11 protein-coding genes are annotated in these 18,057 nt (G+C 42.8%); 7 read left to right on the top strand and 4 right to left on the bottom strand.

What is annotated here, in order from left to right; genetic code table 11:
• The first annotated feature begins 228 nt into the window (after positions 1-228).
• From NSB03_RS13785 to NSB03_RS13770, 4 genes are read left to right on the top strand one after another with little or no spacing between them, the layout of a single operon-like run.
• Entirely contained in the window at positions 229-3,009 is a 2,781-nt protein-coding gene (locus NSB03_RS13785; protein WP_317174383.1) for a SusC/RagA family TonB-linked outer membrane protein, read from the top strand.
• Between the two features lie 11 nt (positions 3,010-3,020).
• Complete coding sequence (locus tag NSB03_RS13780) at positions 3,021-4,658, top strand: SusD/RagB family nutrient-binding outer membrane lipoprotein (protein ID WP_128824375.1); 1,638 nt, start codon at positions 3,021-3,023, stop codon at positions 4,656-4,658.
• Positions 4,659-4,707: 49 nt separating this feature from the next.
• Positions 4,708-5,805 carry an endo-beta-N-acetylglucosaminidase gene (locus tag NSB03_RS13775; protein WP_024987679.1) on the top strand — a complete coding sequence of 366 codons (1,098 nt, stop codon included), beginning with the start codon at positions 4,708-4,710 and terminating at the stop codon, positions 5,803-5,805.
• A gap of 20 nt (positions 5,806-5,825) precedes the next feature.
• The gene (locus tag NSB03_RS13770; protein WP_167764633.1) at positions 5,826-7,007 is read left to right on the top strand and encodes a BT_3987 domain-containing protein; all 1,182 of its coding nucleotides are present in this window, start codon (positions 5,826-5,828) and stop codon (positions 7,005-7,007) included.
• A 179-nt stretch (positions 7,008-7,186) separates the two neighbouring features.
• On the opposite strand, the gene NSB03_RS13765 is transcribed toward NSB03_RS13770, so the two are convergent.
• On the bottom strand, positions 7,187-8,182 hold the full coding sequence (locus NSB03_RS13765) for a FecR family protein (protein WP_024987680.1): 996 nt from the start codon (positions 8,180-8,182) through the stop codon (positions 7,187-7,189).
• Positions 8,183-8,342: 160 nt separating this feature from the next.
• Between NSB03_RS13765 and NSB03_RS13760 the strand changes: the two genes are divergently transcribed.
• Genes NSB03_RS13760 through NSB03_RS13750 form a run of 3 tightly spaced genes read left to right on the top strand, consistent with a single transcriptional unit; the run spans position 8,343 to position 15,055 of the window.
• Positions 8,343-8,954: an RNA polymerase sigma-70 factor gene (locus NSB03_RS13760; RefSeq protein WP_024987681.1), complete on the top strand. Its 612-nt coding sequence runs from the start codon at positions 8,343-8,345 to the stop codon at positions 8,952-8,954.
• A 19-nt stretch (positions 8,955-8,973) separates the two neighbouring features.
• On the top strand, positions 8,974-12,144 hold the full coding sequence (locus tag NSB03_RS13755; protein ID WP_135039274.1) for a UvrD-helicase domain-containing protein: 3,171 nt from the start codon (positions 8,974-8,976) through the stop codon (positions 12,142-12,144).
• A gap of 43 nt (positions 12,145-12,187) precedes the next feature.
• The gene (locus NSB03_RS13750) at positions 12,188-15,055 is read left to right on the top strand and encodes a PD-(D/E)XK nuclease family protein (protein WP_257466442.1); all 2,868 of its coding nucleotides are present in this window, start codon (positions 12,188-12,190) and stop codon (positions 15,053-15,055) included.
• Positions 15,056-15,189: 134 nt separating this feature from the next.
• On the opposite strand, the gene NSB03_RS13745 is transcribed toward NSB03_RS13750, so the two are convergent.
• The 3 genes from NSB03_RS13745 to NSB03_RS13735 are packed head-to-tail and all read right to left on the bottom strand — an operon-like array spanning position 15,190 to position 17,444.
• A complete protein-coding gene (locus tag NSB03_RS13745; RefSeq protein ID WP_065538539.1) occupies positions 15,190-15,732 on the bottom strand; it encodes an IbrB-like domain-containing protein in 543 nt (180 codons plus the stop codon).
• Entirely contained in the window at positions 15,729-17,033 is a 1,305-nt protein-coding gene (locus NSB03_RS13740; protein ID WP_065538538.1) for a DUF3440 domain-containing protein, read from the bottom strand. The genes NSB03_RS13745 and NSB03_RS13740 overlap by 4 nt, the downstream gene beginning before the upstream one ends.
• A gap of 3 nt (positions 17,034-17,036) precedes the next feature.
• Positions 17,037-17,444 carry a hypothetical protein gene (locus tag NSB03_RS13735; RefSeq protein WP_024987682.1) on the bottom strand — a complete coding sequence of 136 codons (408 nt, stop codon included), beginning with the start codon at positions 17,442-17,444 and terminating at the stop codon, positions 17,037-17,039.
• Between the last annotated feature and the right edge of the window lie 613 nt (positions 17,445-18,057).

Genomic DNA, 18,057 nt, shown 5'->3' with positions numbered 1-18,057 from the left:
TTTCTTGCGGGCATTTTTATTTTATCGGCTGAAAAACAGCCGATAAAATTGTCGTGGCGGAAAATAGAATGATTACTATTATATCTATTGTCAGTTACAAGAGAAATAGACCATATATCTATTTAAGTCATTTAGTATCAAACATTATAGATGTATTCATAGGCAATTTTGAAACCGAAAGGATTTTCAAATAAAATAGATTCTAATAGAGTACATTTCTCCCAAGCAATCACGCTAGCTAATACACAACCCCTGAAAATTGTAATGGGAGAAGATACTCAAACTTTGGATGAAGTGGTTGTTACTGCATTGGGTATCAAGCGCTCGGAGAAAGCACTGAGCTATAATGTGCAACAAGTGAAAGGTGACGACTTGACGGCAGTCAAAGATGCCAACTTTATGAACTCACTGAATGGAAAAGTCGCCGGTGTAAACATTCAGCGTAGTGCATCCGGTGTGGGCGGCGGCACTCGTGTTGTGATGCGTGGTAACAAGTCTATCGCAGGTCAGAACAATGTGCTCTACGTAGTGGATGGTATTCCTATTGGAAATAAAGCCGACCGTTCGGGAGACGGAACCGGTTTCGGAGGAGCAACGTCCGGTGAAGGCATCGCCAATTTCAATCCCGATGATATCGAAAGCCTATCCGTATTGACGGGTCCGTCGGCTGCCGCATTGTATGGAGCCAATGCCGCCAATGGTGTTATCCTGATTAATACCAAGAAAGGCGCCGAAGGTGTAATGCGTCTGAATGTATCTTCTTCTGTCGAGTTCGCAAATCCCTTTGTAATGCCGGAATTTCAAAATACGTATGGAAATCTGACAGGTAATTACTTCTCTTGGGGCGACAAAATGGAAAAACCGTCTTCATGGGAACCCAGAGACTTTTTTAATACCGGAGCTACATTCAACAATTCGTTTAATCTCTCGATGGGGACGGAAAAGAACCAGACCTATATCTCCGCATCAGCCGTCAACTCTACCGGCATGGTAGAAAATAATAAATATCATCGGTATAATGTAACATTCCGCAATACGGCTAAATTTCTAAAGGATAAACTGACTTTGGATGTATCCGCCAGTTATGTGCGCGAGTTCTACAACAACATGATATCCTTCGGTACATACTTTAATCCCATAGTGGGGGCATACCTCTATCCGAGAGGGATGAATTTTGAAAGTGAAAAATATTTTGAACGCTACAACAATGAGTTGGGGTATAATAAACAAAGCTGGCAACCGGGAGGTATGGGTATGGACGTGCAAAATCCTTATTGGATTGCTTATCGCAACTTGCGTCCTGAAGCAAAAGACCGCTATATGCTCTATGCCAATCTGAAATATGACATTACGGAGTACTTGAATGTCGCAGGTCGTACCCGCATTGATAATACATATTCCGAATCGGAAGACAAGCGTTACGCTTCCACCATCAGCACCTTTGCGGGAGACAACGGCCGATATAGATACTCCAACGAGTCCTATAAACAGAAATATGCCGATATTATGGTAAACTTCGACAAGCAATTTGCCCAAATTTACCACGCTACGGTCAATGCCGGCGTATCTTTCGAGGAATATGATACAAAAGGTCACGGTTATGGCGGCGATTTATTGCTTGTCCCCAATAAATTTACTTATGGAAATGTAAATTCAGCCGTTGCCAGTGTTTATGAGACAGGAGGCGATTCGCGCACACAAAACTTCGCAGCTTTTGCTTCGGCAGAGCTTTCATGGAATTCGGCTTTGTATCTCACACTGACCGGTCGGGCCGACAAACCGTCGCAACTGGTGAACAGTAAAGAAGAATGGATTTTCTATCCGTCGGTAGGTCTTTCGGCTATCGTTACCGAGCTTTTACCGAATAGTCTTCGTGAAAGCATACAACCGGTATTAGGCTATTTCAAAATCAGAGGTTCTTATACCGAAGTAGGATCTCCTATTCCATTTACGGGTCTGACGCCGGGAACCATTACCCATAAACTGGAAAATGGCACAGTAGCTCCTTTCGAATATTATCCTTTAAGTGATTTGAAGGCAGAACGTACCCGCTCCTACGAATTGGGTATCGACTCCAGATGGTTTAACAACACCGTTACTTTAGGAGTTACGATATATCAGTCTAACACGTACAACCAGTTGTTGAAAGCGGATATGCCGGGAACCAGCGGATATAAATATATGTATGTGCAAGCCGGTAATGTGCAGAATAGAGGTATCGAATTGACGCTAGGTTACGACCAGACATTTGGTGACTTTAACTACAATACGACTTTCACCGCCACTTCCAACAAGAATAAGATAAAGAAGCTAGCTTCCAACGTGAAGAATCCTGTCAGTGGCGAACTGATGGATTTGAGTGATATTAAACTCGGTCGTTTCCGTCTTCGTGAAGATGGTGAAGTGGGTGCTTTGTATGCCGACCGCCGGGTGGAGAAAAACGATGAAGGTTATATCCCTTACACTCCCGGACAGACTATAGCGACAGAAAACACCACACCGTTCAAGATTGGCACAGTCAATCCGAAATGGAATTTAGGTTGGAGACATGGATTCAACTACAAAGGCATCAATGCCAGTGTCATGTTTACCGCAAGAATCGGCGGCAACGTGATTTCTAAAACTCAAGCTACGCTTGACCGTTTCGGCGTATCAAAAACATCTGCAGATGCGCGGGAGACAGGCTACGTGATGCTGGGTAATATAAAGATGGAGCCGCAAGATTATTATGGAACAATCTACGATTTAGATTCCTATTATGTTTACTCAGCTACCAATATCCGTTTGCAGGAAGCCAGCATAGGCTATACGCTGCCTAACAAATGGTTTGGTAATGTGGTGAAAAACGTGAACGTCTCTGTATATGGAACCAATTTATGGATGATTTACAACAAAGCTCCATATGATCCTGAACTAACTGCTTCAACCGGTACGTTCGGTCAAGGTTACGACTATTTTATGTTGCCTAGCAGTCGCACTTACGGATTTAGTTTGAAATTTGGATTCTAATTATTGATATTATGAAAATGAAGAAATACTTATTATTAATCTTTTCGCTAAGTTTCTTAACTGCTTGTGAAGATTATGTTGACATAAATAAAAGTACTACAGGTGTGACGGATGAAGATCTGGAAGCAGGCGGATTGATATACGGCACACAGTTGATGGATATGCAACAGCGGGTTATTCCTATCGGCTCGCCGAGTAAGACAACCGAACCGGGCAATGACCTGGCGGTTACAGACGTGATGTCATCCGGTCAGTATATAGGTTATTTCGGGATGAATAACAACTGGAGGTTGGGCACGGAAGCAACTTGGGATTTTGCAGACAATCGAATGAACTATGCATACGAACAGCTTTACATGAAAGTATATCAGCCTTGGGTGCAGATATACCAAAAAATAGGGACGAGCGATGAGCCTGAGAAACAAGAAATCATGGCCATATTTAATATAGTGAAAGTTGCAGGTTGGTTAAGAGCTACCGATTGTTTCGGTCCTATCGTATATACCAATGCAGGAAACGGTGACATCGCTCCGGCACTCGACAAACAGGAAGATGTGTATAAGGCTATGCTGAAAGATTTGGCTACTTGTGCAGATGTTCTCAACAAAGCGACTTCGAAGATTATGCCCAAATATGATTTAATTTATGATGGGGACCCCGTGAAATGGACGAAACTCGCCAATTCGTTAATGCTAAGAATGGCTGTCCGCGTTCATTTTGTGAATGAAGCTCTAGCAAAGGAATACATTGAGAAAGCATTGGACCCTAAGAATGGGGGCGTGATTGAAAGCAAAGCTGACGAAGCTAAAATTGGTAATACAAGCAAGTACCCGTTACTCAATTCTCTCATCGCCACAATTGATTATAAAGAAAACCGGATGGGCGCCACGGCTTGGTCTTATCTTACCGGTTATGGTGACCCACGTTTGGAAAAGTACTATACGCAAGGCACATATAGTGACGTAAAAGGATATTATTGCGTTGCTCCCGGCAATACACAAGGACAGGGAACGGGTAGGAATAGCGCTGAATTCGCATCTGCACCCAAAGTGGAAAATGCAAACCCGCTATATTGGTTCAGAGCTTCCGAAACTTATTTCTTAAAAGCTGAAGCGGCATTGTATGACTTGATAGCAGAAGACGTAAAGAACTTGTATGAAGCGGGCGTGAAAATGTCTATGGAAGAATGGGGCATTACGGATGCAGTAGCTACTGCCTACTTAAACAAAGGCAGTGTGAAACCTGCAGCGTTGACAACGAGTGATTATCATTATTCCAATTATTCTAATCCCTACGGTTTTGACATCACTGCCGGAAACGTTTCTCCCAAATGGGATGCCACTGCTTCGGAAGAAGGAAAATTGCAACAGATCATTACTCAGAAATATCTGGCTCTCTATCCTAATGGAGTAGAAGCGTGGACAGAATATCGCAGAACAGGTTATCCTTATCTGGCAGCTCTCTTTGACAGCAACTTGCCCAATAAGATAGGTGCAGATGCAAAAGCCCGGACACCGGAACGTTTCAGCTTTTCAACAAAGGAACATCAGGGCAACCCTAATATGTCGTCTCTTTCTACTTTGCTAAATGGTCCGGATAAAGGGGGCACAAAACTTTGGTGGGTACGTTCCGGCAGACCTGTCCAGTAATAACCATTCAGTTACTTGTTTTAATAATCAATGAACAACAATTAATATTATGAGATTACGTAATTATTTATACATTGGTATTGCAGCTTTGAGCTTTGTAGCCTGTTCTGATTGGACAGAGACAGAGCGTGTGACGTTCCCCGAACAAGAAGATATAACACGTTACATCCCTTTTATTGAAGCACAGGGAGAGGAGGATTTAATGCCTTCGCAACGTGAATATTATCGCCAACTCAGAGAGTACCGTAAAACTCCTCATGTGAAGGGTTTCGGCTGGTATGGAAACTGGACCGGTAAAGGTACGAATCCTCAGAATTATCTGAAGATGTTGCCTGATAGTGTAGACTTTGTTTCGCTGTGGGGGGCCAGAGGTTACTTATCTGACGAACAGAAAGCAGACTTGAAATTCTTTCAAGAGGTAAAAGGAGGGAAAGCCCTGCTTTGTTGGATTGTTCAAGATATTGGTTCCGCCATTACTCCACAAGGTAAGGATATGCACCAATACTGGGTAGAAGAACTAGGTGAGGGTGATCCTGTAAAAGGAAGTATCGCTTATGCAAATGCCATTTGTGACACTATTGAAAAATATAATATAGATGGTTTTGATATTGACTACGAACCGGGATATGGACATTCGGGAACTATAGCTAATGGTCAGGAAATAAGTCCGAAAGGTAATACAAAAATGCAAGCCTTTATAGAAACTTTGAGTGCCCGTTTACGTCCTGCAGGCAGAATGCTGGTAATGGATGGGCAACCGGATCTTTTGTCTACGGAAACATCTAAATTAATAGATCATTATATCTATCAGGCTTATTGGGAAAGTAATACAAATAGTGTTATCAGGAAAATCAATCATCCGCATTTAGAGGATTGGGAGCGTAAAACCATTATCACAGTTGAGTTTGAACAAGGTTGGAGAACCGGTGGCATTACCTATTATTCCAGTTCTGTGCATCCTGAATTCAGGTATATTCATGGGGCACAACTCTTTGATTATGCAACGATGGACTTGCCTAGTGGCAAACGAATCGGTGGCATAGGTACTTATCACATGGAGTATGATTTTGCCAACGAACCTTCTTACAAGTGGTTGAGAACTGCTCTTTATTATGGTAACCAGGTTTATCCCGGCAAATTTGAATAAACTTTTAATCAGAAAGAAAAATGAAAAAAATAGTTATGACTCTGTTCGGTGCATTGCTTCTAGCAGGTTGCCAAAACGAATTATATACGGAATCTCAAAAAGAAAACGGAAGCGGTCAAGGTGCATACATTGCCGCTGAGGGTCCTATTCAGATTTTCGTAGAAGAGGGTAAAGAATATTTCATCAAAGATGTGAAAGTCGGATTGACGGTAAAGGAGGACAAAGCATTCGATGTTCCTTTAATCGTTGGTGACCAAGCACAACTTGACGAATACAACAAGAAGAATAACACATCCTATCTGATGTTACCGCCCGAAATGTATGAGATGCCGACTGTTATGAACTTCAAACCCAATCTAGCTATGCAGTCCATACCGGTTTCATTGAAAAATCTGAAATTTTCATTGAAAGGAGATTATGCATTGCCTATCCGTTTGTCTAATGGCTCTGCCTCTCCGATTCCGGGTGAAGAAGAAGCGTTGCTTATTCTAGAGAAACGTACGCGTACCAAAGTACTTCTTATGAATGGCTCAGGAAGTGAAAGTGACAAAATGTTCCCACAGGACTTTAAGGTGAAACAATGGACTATGGAAGCTATGGTCAAGCGTTCTGCATACAATGCCAACAATAGGTCTATTGGGGGAACAAAACTGGTTGCCAATGCCGGACCTCATGATGAAATTTACACTCGGTTTGGAGATGTAACCATTGACCCCAATCAATTGCAAATAAAAACGGGTTCTGCTCAAATAGATGTTCCGAAGAATAAATTTGCCGCTAAACCCAATGAATGGTATATGCTTACATTTGTATATGACGGTAAAATAACTTATGTATATGTAAATGGCGATCTGGTAGCATCCAGTGAGATTAGGGACGGAGAGTATGGTCTGATTGGTTTCTGGATAGGGGGCGCCAACGAATATATCCGCGAAGTTCGTTTCTGGGATATCGCGCGCACTCAACAGCAAATCAAAGCATTCACTTGGAAAATGGTAAATCCGGACGAAAAAGGATTGTTGCTTTACTATCCGTGTAACGGGCTAAAACGTAATCACGAGACCGGTGAAATCACAGAAGATGATACTATGATATGGAACTGGGCTACTTATTACGACGGCGATAAGGATAATCTGAATCTTCCGATGAAAGGCAGATTTGACGATAACGGTGGCAAAATGTTTGTATTCCCTGCCGAATAATAAAGACTAAGATAGAGAATTAAAATCTCTTAAACCAAGCACATCGTTCAATCAACTGTAGAAAGAGCGATGTGCTTATCTAGGCTCACATTATTTTCGTGGGTAACAATAAAGGCATGCCAGCTAACCCGACATGCCTTCTATCTCAAATACTCTTTTCTTCTATAAATATCTCTATTTTATTTCTTCTTTATCAACCGAATCACTCGTCCGTTTTTCTTATAATCAAAATGATTGGTATGCATCAAAACATTAAGAATTTCATCAGGTGTGCTATCCGTTAAGAATTCACCGGTAAATCGTTCAGTTTTCAGAGCATCATCCTCATAAACAAATTTAATATCATACAACTTCTCCATGACATTGGTAATTTCCAATAGCGAATGTTGCTTGAACATCAGTTTGCCGTTAATCCACAAAAGAACATCCGTAGGTTGGTTATACTCAATCAGTTCAGCCTGATAAGTATCCGTATTCACGTTCAATGTCTGTCCCGGTTTCAACAAATAACCATTCTCCTCTGTCCGTGGAGAATCCACCCGAACCAATCCTTGAAGCAAAGTAGTCACTACCCTATTCTCTTCTTCGCGTGCCCGCACATTAAATTTAGTCCCCAACACGCATGTCTTGATTTGCTTACTGTTTACTATAAACGGAGCATGCTTGTCATGAGCCACCTCAAAATAAGCTTCACCCGACAAGTCCACCTGACGGTCCGAACTCCAGAAAGAATTATGATAAACCAGTTTAGAAGAAGCATTCAGCCATACCTTACTGCCATCCGGGAGTACAGTCTGTGCCCTTTGCCCCGCAACAGTCAGCACCTCATAGTCCGAAAGCTTATTGGATACCAGTCCCCAAGTAACCCCGCCTGCAAAAACGAGTCCGGCGAAGAAAGCAGCCGCCACAGTACTGTAACGTCCCCAGCAGAGTGACATATTCTTCCGTCTGGTCTTCTTTTCTTTCTCCCGAACAGCCGATTTAAATTTATCTAATGATGCCTCTGTATCTACGGCATTCATCATCGCTACCCGGTCACCTACAAAAAGAGTATAGTAAAGCTGTTCCAAGACTTTCCGGTTCTCCGGTGCCTCTTTGCACCAGGCTTCCACCCGTCCGGCTTCCTCATCATTACATTCACCCCGTAGATAACTCAACAAGAATATTTCATCCATGTCTATTCACTCTTTTTTCAATAAAAAATATAATACCTTTGTAGTAATACAGTTGGCTGCACAAATATACTAAACTCAAAAAGAAAAAAATATTTTTCTCCTGTTTTTATTTCTTTTCTCTACTTCTTTCATTATTTTTGTCTTACAAAAGCAAAAGAGAATGTCACAATCTCCAATATTTCTAGATATTAATAATAATAAATCTGTCATCAATGCTCTGAAAGCAGGCGAAGAAAAAGTTTTTGACGCGATCTACCGTCATTACTTCCGACGATTGTGCGCCTTCTGCTCGCAATACGTTGCCGAGCAGGAAGAGATTGAGGAAATTGTGCAGGAAACAATGATGTGGTTGTGGGAAAACCGTTCCAGTCTCATGCCGGAACTGACATTGAAAACCCTTCTTTTTACGATAGTCAAAAACAAAGCACTGAACCGTATCTCCCATTTTGAGATTAAACGGAAAGTACATCAGGAAATAGTAGAAAAATACGAAGGTGAATTCAGCAATCCGGATTTCTATTTAGAAAATGAACTTATGCGACTTTACGAAGAAGCGTTAAAACAACTTCCTGAAGAATATCGGAAGGCATATGAAATGAACCGTAATCATCGTTTAACTCACAAAGAGATAGCCGAAAAGCTCAAGGTTTCTCCACAAACTGTCAATTACAGAATCGGGCAAGCTTTAAAGTTACTGCGAGTAGCTTTAAAAGACTATCTGCCTCTATTCATACTTTGTTTCGGAGTTGATTTTCTGAAAAAGTTTTATTAATTCATCCTATTATTAGATAATGAGCGAACTCCTTGTTTATAAAGCCTCTGCAGGATCGGGGAAAACATTTACCCTGGCTGTAGAATATATTAAGCTACTTATTCTCAATCCACGCGCCTATCGGCAGATTTTGGCTGTAACCTTTACAAACAAAGCCACGGCAGAGATGAAAGAACGCATTCTCAGCCAGCTTTATGGTATCCAGACAAGTGATAAAGATTCTGAAGCCTATCTCAACCGTATCAAGGAAGAGACTGGTAAAACGGAACAGGAAATACGTGAAGCAGCAGGTATTGCCCTAAGCTATATGTTGCATGATTACAGCCGTTTTCGGGTAGAGACAATCGACTCTTTCTTCCAATCCGTCATGCGTAACCTGGCACGGGAACTGGAACTCAGTCCGAACCTGAATATAGAACTGAACAACACAGAAGTCCTTAGTGACGCAGTGGACAGCATGATAGAAAAGCTAGGACCTGCCTCCCCCGTCCTCGCCTGGTTGTTAGACTATATCAACGAACGGATTGCCGACGATAAGCGTTGGAACGTATCGGACGAAGTCAAGAGTTTCGGACGCAATATATTTGATGAAGGCTACATTGAGAAAGGAGAAAAACTTCGTGAACGACTGCGCAACCCGGATACCATCAAAGAATACCGTAAACACCTGAAAGCCCTAGAAACTGAGGTTTTGGAACAAATGAAAGGCTTCTACGACCAATTCGAAGGAGAACTGGACGGACACGCATTGACTGCCGATGACCTGAAAGGTGGCTCACGAGGAATCGGCAGCTACTTTCGTAAACTCAACAATGGGGTTTTAGGTAACGATATACGTAATGCCACAGTGGAAAAATGTCTGGAAGACGCCAAGAACTGGGCAGCCAAGACCTCACCCCGCTATGCGGATATCATAAACTTAGCTAATTCCAGCCTTATGCAAGTTTTGGAAGATGCCGAAAAGTTACGTCCACGAAACAATATGCTGCTGAACAGTTGCCGGCTGTCCCTGCAACATCTCAATAAAGTACAACTTCTCGCCAATATCGATGAAGAAGTACGCCAACTGAACCACGATAACAACCGGTTCCTACTGTCAGACACCAACGCCCTACTCCATCAATTAGTAAAAGACGGCGATTCTTCTTTTGTATTCGAAAAGATAGGGACGAATATCCGCAATGTCATGATAGACGAGTTTCAAGATACCAGCCGAATGCAATGGGGTAACTTCAAACTACTTTTACTCGAAGGATTATCCCAAGGGGCAAACAGCCTGATTGTCGGAGACGTGAAGCAATCTATCTACCGTTGGAGAAATGGGGATTGGGGAATTCTCAACGGACTGAACGACCATATCGAACATTTCCCGATTCGTGTCAAGACATTGGCTACCAACCGGCGTAGTGAGACCACTGTCATCCGGTTCAACAACCATATATTCACAGCCGCTGCCGATTATCTGAACGGAGTTTACCGACAACAGCTCGGCAAAGATTGCGAGGACCTACAAAAAGCCTATGCCGACGTCGTGCAGGAATCTCCCCGAAGTACAGAGAAGGGATATGTAAAAGTCTCTTTTCTCGAACCCGACGAAGAGCACGACTATACCGAACAGACACTAATCAGCCTGGGAGCAGAAGTAGAACATCTGCTTGCCAACGGGGTACGGCTAAATGACATAGCTATCCTTGTACGAAAGAACAAAAGCATCCCACGTATCGCCGATTATTTTGACAAAGAGCTGCATTACAAAATAGTATCGGATGAAGCATTCCGCCTGAATGCTTCCTTGGCTATTTGTATGATGATGGATGCTTTGCGCTATCTCTCGGACGAAAACAATAAGATAGCCCGTGCCCAACTGGCAGTAGCCTATCAGAACGAAGTTTTACAAAAAGGGCTGGACTGGAATAGCCTCCTGCTTCTTCCTGTCGAAAACCATCTTCCATCCGCATTTCTTGAAAGGATAAAAGAGCTGAGGCTAATGCCTCTCTATGAATTGTTAGAGGAACTATTCAGCATCTTCGAGATGAAGAATATCAAGGCCCAGGATGCTTACTTGTTTGCCTTTTTTGATGCAGTAACGGATTACCTGCAAAACAACTCTTCCGAGCTTGACGCATTCATCCGTTATTGGGATGAAACATTATGCAGCAAAACGATTCCAAGCGGAGAAGTAGAAGGTATCCGAATCTTCTCTATACACAAATCCAAAGGATTGGAATTCCACACAGTGCTTCTTCCTTTCTGTGACTGGAAATTAGAGAATGAAACGAATAACCAATTAGTATGGTGCGCCCCTCAGGCAGCCCCCTTCAACGCTTTGGATATTCTTCCTATCAACTACTCCACGCAGATGGCGGAATCCATATATGGAAACGACTATCTGCACGAACGCTTGCAACTATGGGTAGACAACTTAAATTTGCTGTACGTCGCTTTCACCCGGGCAGGAAAGAATCTTATCATCTGGAGCAAAAAAGCCCAAAAAGGTACAATGTCGGAACTACTGGCAAACGCACTCCCTGTCGTAGCGCTCAAAGAAGGGATAGATTGGGAAGAAGACTGTTATGAACAAGGTAAACTCTGCCCTTCGGAAGAAGATAAAGCTAAGACCTCTACCAACAAGCTTACTCAGAAACCGGAAAAGCTACCTGTTCAAATGGAGTCCATGCGCCATGATATTGAATTCCGCCAGTCCAACCGCTCAGCAGACTTCATTCAAGGAATTGAAGAAGAGGAATCCGACGACCGTTTTATCAATCGCGGACGTTTGCTGCATACCCTATTCTCCGTTATCGAAACGGCAGAGGATATTGAACCCGCCATTGACCGGCTTATCTTTGAAGGAGTAATCAGAAACGAAGAAAAAGAGGAAATGGCACGTGAAGTCGCACAAAAGGCTTTCTCATCCCCCGAGATACAAGACTGGTATTCAGGAGAATGGACACTGTTCAATGAATGTGCCATCATATACAAGGAAAAAGGAGTCTTGCAAACTCGCCGTCCCGACCGTGTAATGATGAAAGACGGGCAGGTAGTTGTTGTTGATTTTAAATTCGGAAAAGAGAATCCCAAATACAATAAGCAAGTGAAAGGATATATGCAACTGCTCACAAAAATGGGATATAAGAATATTACCGGATATTTGTGGTATGTAGATGAAGAAAGAATAGAGAAAGTCTAAAACTCAAAAGTATTAAATATTAGATTCTAAGTATTATAACGTTATGCAAACATTTCTCCAACTAGTCGCTCACGATTTATATTCCAAAATAGGCAACGACCTGTCACGTACGGTACTCGTTTTCCCGAACAAGCGCGCCAACCTGTTTTTCAACGGATACTTGGCAGGAGAATCCGACCAACCAATTTGGGCTCCCGCTGCAATGAGTATCAGCGACCTGTTTCAGAAACTATCCGTACAGAAAACCGGTGACCCTATCCGATTAGTTTGCGAACTTTATAAAGTGTTCAAGGAAGAAACACAAAGCCAGGAGACATTGGATGATTTCTATTTTTGGGGAGAACTGCTTATCAGCGACTTCGATGATGTAGATAAGAACATGGTAGATGCAGACAAACTCTTCAGCAATCTGCAAGGCTTGAAGAACCTGATGGATAACTATGACTTTCTGGACAAAGAGCAGGAAGAGGCTATCCGGCAATTCTTCCAGAATTTCTCTATCGAACGCCGGACGGAACTTAAGGAGAAATTTATTTCCCTTTGGGACAAACTAGGCTCTATTTATCATCGCTACCAGGAGAACCTTACAGAGCTAGGCATTGCCTACGAAGGTATGCTCTACCGGAATGTCATCGAGCAGCTTGATACTGAACGGCTCAAGTATGACAAATATATATTCGTCGGTTTTAATGTACTGAATAAAGTAGAACACCAATTCTTCAAACTGCTGCAAGACGCAGATAAAGCCATGTTCTATTGGGATTATGATATATTCTATACCCAACAAATCAAGAAGCATGAAGCCGGAGAATTCCTTAAACGTAACTTACAGGATTTCCCGAACGAGCTTCCGGATAGTTATTTCGACTCTTTCAAAACACCCAAAAATATACGCTACATTTCCGCTTCTACCGAAAATGCACAAGCGCGCTTCCTTCCCGAATGGATACGTACAACCTTCTCTAACAGTGAATGTGAAGAAAAAGAAAATGCAGTAGTACTCTGTAACGAAGCACTGTTGCTTCCTGTACTCCACTCCATTCCGCAAGAAGTGAAGAACGTCAATATCACTATGGGATTCCCATTGGCACAAACTCCCGTATACAGCTTTATCAACGCAGCAATGGAATTGCAGACCAATGGTTATCGTAGCGATACCGGACGATTTACCTACGAAGCAGTATCAGCTATATTGAAACATCCCTACACTCAACAACTGTCCACTCATGCCGATTCACTGGAAGACGAACTGACAAAGACAAACCGCTTCTATCCGCTCCCTTCGGAATTAAAACAAGATGACTTCCTAGCCAATCTCTTCACTCCCCGCAGCGGCATCAAGGACTTATGCGACTACCTTGTCGGATTAATCAAAGATATCTCCATCCTGTACCGCAAAGAAGGAGAATACAATGACATTTTCAATCAACTTTATAGAGAATCCCTATTCCAGAGCCATCTTAAAATCAACCGTCTCTATAGCCTGATTGAAAGTGGAGAACTGAACGTTCGTACCGACACACTAAAAAGGCTGATTAGCAAAGTACTGACTGCCGCTAATATCCCTTTCCACGGCGAGCCTGCCATCGGAATGCAAGTGATGGGCGTATTGGAAACGCGTAATCTTGACTTCCGCAACCTTGTGATGCTATCTCTCAATGAAGGCCAACTGCCCAAATCCGGTGGAGAATCCTCATTCATCCCATACAATCTTCGAAAGGCTTTCGGCATGACGACCATCGAACACAAAAATGCGGTTTACGCCTACTACTTCTACCGCCTGATACAACGGGCAGAGAATATCACTTTACTCTACAACACCTCTTCAGATGGCTTGAATCGTGGAGAAGAATCCCGTTTCATGCTACAATTGCTAGTGGAAGGGCCTCACGAAATCACCCGCGAATATCTGGAAGCCGGACAATCTCCACAAAGCAATCAAGAGATACAAATCGAGAAGACACCGGAAGTATTAAGACGAATTTACCGTGCTTACGACAGCAGCAACCCGAAATCCGTCATTCTTTCCCCTTCCGCCCTTAACGCATACCTCGATTGTCGGTTGAGATTTTACTACCGGTATGTGGCAGGACTAAAGACTCCTGATGAAGTCAGCGCAGAAATCGACTCCGCTCTGTTCGGAACGATTTTTCACCTCTCCGCCCAATTGGTATATACTGAGCTGACAGCCAACGGAAATATGATACAGAAAGAAGACTTGGAACGCTTGCTCCGTGATGAGGTCAAACTGCAAAGCTATGTTGACCGGGCATTCAAGAAAGAACTATTCAAGGTAGCTCCTGAAGAAAAGCCCGAATACAATGGCGTGCAACTTATCAACTCCAAAGTCATTCTCTCCTATCTGAAACAGTTGTTACGCAACGACCTTCAATATACTCCTTTTGAAATGGTTGCCATGGAAAAGAAGGTTTCAGAAGAGATGACCATACAGACAGGACAAGGCCCGTTCACTCTCCGCCTGGGTGGAACAATAGACCGCATGGACGCTAAGAAAGGAACTTTAAGAATCGTTGATTACAAAACCGGCGGAAGCCCCAAAACACCAGCCAATATAGAGCAGTTGTTTACCCCTTCGGAAACACGCCCGAATTATATCTTCCAGACATTTCTCTATGCTGCCATTATGAGCCGGAAACAATCACTGATGGTAGCTCCTGCCCTACTCTATATCCACCGCGCAGCATCGGAAAGTTATTCGCCCGTTATTGAAATGGGAGAACCCCGCAAACCGAAAATACCGGTAAACAACTTCGCCTTTTTTGAGGACGAATTCCGCGAACGCCTGCAAGCACTATTGGAAGAGGTTTTCGATGAGAAAGAAGCTTTTACGCAAACGAAAGATATAAAGAAATGTTCGTACTGCGACTTTAAGGCAATCTGTAAACGATAAATCATTTTCAGAATACAATTTGGGCACGGATTACACGTATTTCACGTTTTTCCAATTATCTTATAAACCGTGTAATTCGTGTAATCTGTGCCTGAATGCCAAAATGTCTGAATACTGTATATATAGCCATCAGATTATAACACCTTGCGTTCTGTTTCTGTAGGCGCAACTTCGTCAGGAATGCTGAATTCCCGGTTGGCAAAGAGATCCGCCAAACCCGAAATTTGTTTCAGACGTAACAATTCGTCACGGTCCATACCGATATTTTTCATAATCCACTGGTCGGACATACCTGCCCTATCGAGTTCCGCTACAATATTACACATCAATTCAATGTTGTGCATCCCACGGGCACGATTGTGCCGTATCGTCGAGCTCATACGGTTCGACAAGTCTTTATCTATCACTACAACCGGAAGCAGTCCGTTCTCGCGTTTATAGATACGTTGCGACGTTTTCAGTACAGTATAACGGTGATAACCGTCCACCAGAATATAGTTATCTTCTTCTTTGTTGTAATAACACACACATGGCATCGTAAAGCCATCTTCCCAAATGGAAAGTTCGAGCAACTTCATTTCAGGCGGTGCTACGACATTCGGATTATAATCGTTTGCATGTACTTTCTCTACGGGCACCGCTTTTACCTCGTAAACAGGGCTTTTATCTACACTCATGATACTATGATTCTATATTGTTCCATTATTTGACTTCTCTTACTCATCTCTTCCTTCGTCGGCGAGAATCCCATATACTTGCAGGCATGGTCGTTCTTGATGATACAGATGCACATTCGCTTATAGGTAGGTATCTCCCTAAACTCCGGTATATCAATATCATCCTGGTATTCCATGCGCACCGGCTTCTTCAACGTCTTATAGTTACTGTTGTCCATGACAATAATCGGCACTTTGGCATCAATCAGTTTCTTGATGGTGGCTTCACTCAGACAGCCCCCTTTCGTCCGCCAGAAATTTACGCTCACCGACAACTTCCGAAGATAATTCTTCCGTGCCCGCTCCGGCAAGGTAGACAACAGGAAGTACATAAACTCACGCCATGTATACCCTTCGGGCAGTTTCACCGATTGCCATCCCATGGCATGGGTACCGCCATACATTCCGGTAAAGTTGACACCGTTCACCCGTCCTATCATCTTGCCCCATGTATTGGGATCGAGCACGCGATAGAGCTGAAGGCTCTCCTGAGCTTCGTTAATAAAGGGACTCGCCACACGTTGCCGTTCCAGATTGACACCCGCACGATAATAAAGGTCATACAGCGTATTATAATCCCATTGGAACTTTCCGTTGGCCGTCCATACATCCGTCGTCTTCCAGTCGTAGATAGGATAGGCATTATAAATGTCGTTCCCCACTTTCGATGTCCACTTGTACTTATGATACATTTGAAACTTACGGCTCATGTAGATACACCGCCACCGGTTGAAACTTTCCTGCGTGCGAATCCCAATCAGGCAGCAAGTCCGCACTGCGTCATTCTTATTATGTATCCATTGCGCAAATCGCATCTGAAACTCATAATCCCACATTGTTGTGTTATAAAAAGGAAAGTCATCCTTGGTCATTGCCTTTTGGGGCATGGAGCGCACCCATATATTCTTCTTGCTGTCTTCCCAAGGACGCCAGAATGATTGGTACATAGATGTACATGTAGATACGCGGAAAGGAATACACACACGGTACACATCCAGAATATCCTTATTAGCTTCCAGAATCCGGTCTACATAATCAATGGTCATCTTATATTGAATTTCGTAATCCATATGAAAGACTCCGATACGTCTTTTCAAGTTATTCTTCCGGATATAGTCAATGCACATGTTCAACAATACTCCACTATCCTTGCCACCGGAGAAAGATACATAGATATTATCAAACTCATTAAATATAACCTTTAGTCGCTCTTGTGCCAGTTCATATACATTTTTTGTGCCCGTAGCCTTCTTTTTGCCCATATATTATCTATACATTTTAACATATCTTGTCCACTTCTTATCCATGGATATAAATTCAAACTTCTCGAATATCTCTTTGTCTTGCATCAATGTGACCGAATTAAGCAACCAGTTCTCAGGGCCGAATTCCTTGATGATGGCAGGTAACAACTGCGACAGGATTTCCTCCCGTCCGGCTCCTTCTGCCTTTATATAATAATTATTGATTACGGCTTTCTTCCGGCTTTTTTGCTCCACCGGAATGAAGCCTACCACTTCTTTATCTCTCAGCGCAATAAACCACACATACTCCTCGCCGGTCTTGAAAGGGAAATTATTGTTGGCACGTATTACTTCAGGATCCATCACCATCGGTGCCAGGAGCCGGTATAACTGTTTGTCTTTTCCTTTTAATCGTATTATCTGTATCATATCATTCAAGAATGGACACACAAAAATAAGGAAAAAATATCAGATTCGTCATTCTTGCTCCTAAAACATTTGTTTTTCATGATATAATCTCTATAGGGCGATATTTTTGGAATCAGAATAGTGCAGGCTTATATCGGACCGACGTTTGTTGTATTTCCATTCTATGCCGTTCTTGGCCGAATGGGTGCAATCGCACTGCAATCATGCTTCAATGCTGTCAACAATCACCGACGGGAGAAAGTTTTCTTACAGGCGCCCCGTTCTGTTAACGAATGCGAACGCGGCCAAAGGGCGTTTGTCCGCATTTTTAAAAGCGCAACAAGTTATCTATAGATTTACATGTTTTAACAATAAAGGATCAAATTCCGCTTCATCCTCGCTTCATGAAGCATTCATTTTCGTTTCTTCACGGATATTAAGTAAATATTTATTCAATTTTAGAACGGAGGTGAAACGGACTTGAAACGGAGGTGATACGGAGGTGATACGGAGAAGTGACGAAAAAGCAGCGGAAAAGCAGTGGAAAGACAAAAAAACAGCATCTTCGGGAAGGCTCTGGAGGGAGATTGTTTTTTGTTTTTTTAGCAGTACGTTAACCAAGATTTAACGTCCG

Origin of the sequence: Bacteroides acidifaciens (genome assembly GCF_024623065.1) — a bacterium.
Lineage (GTDB): Bacteria > Bacteroidota > Bacteroidia > Bacteroidales > Bacteroidaceae > Bacteroides > Bacteroides acidifaciens.
This window is presented reverse-complemented; position numbering and strand designations above follow the sequence as displayed.

Coding starts and splice junctions, on each gene's coding strand:
- NSB03_RS13780 (WP_128824375.1), top strand. CDS start 3,021: ATGAAAATGAAGAAATACTTATTATTAATCTTTTCGCTAAGTTTCTTA.
- NSB03_RS13775 (WP_024987679.1), top strand. CDS start 4,708: ATGAGATTACGTAATTATTTATACATTGGTATTGCAGCTTTGAGCTTT.
- NSB03_RS13770 (WP_167764633.1), top strand. CDS start 5,826: ATGAAAAAAATAGTTATGACTCTGTTCGGTGCATTGCTTCTAGCAGGT.
- NSB03_RS13765 (WP_024987680.1), bottom strand. CDS start 8,182: ATGGATGAAATATTCTTGTTGAGTTATCTACGGGGTGAATGTAATGAT.
- NSB03_RS13760 (WP_024987681.1), top strand. CDS start 8,343: ATGTCACAATCTCCAATATTTCTAGATATTAATAATAATAAATCTGTC.
- NSB03_RS13755 (WP_135039274.1), top strand. CDS start 8,974: ATGAGCGAACTCCTTGTTTATAAAGCCTCTGCAGGATCGGGGAAAACA.
- NSB03_RS13750 (WP_257466442.1), top strand. CDS start 12,188: ATGCAAACATTTCTCCAACTAGTCGCTCACGATTTATATTCCAAAATA.
- NSB03_RS13745 (WP_065538539.1), bottom strand. CDS start 15,732: ATGAGTGTAGATAAAAGCCCTGTTTACGAGGTAAAAGCGGTGCCCGTA.
- NSB03_RS13740 (WP_065538538.1), bottom strand. CDS start 17,033: ATGGGCAAAAAGAAGGCTACGGGCACAAAAAATGTATATGAACTGGCA.
- NSB03_RS13735 (WP_024987682.1), bottom strand. CDS start 17,444: ATGATACAGATAATACGATTAAAAGGAAAAGACAAACAGTTATACCGG.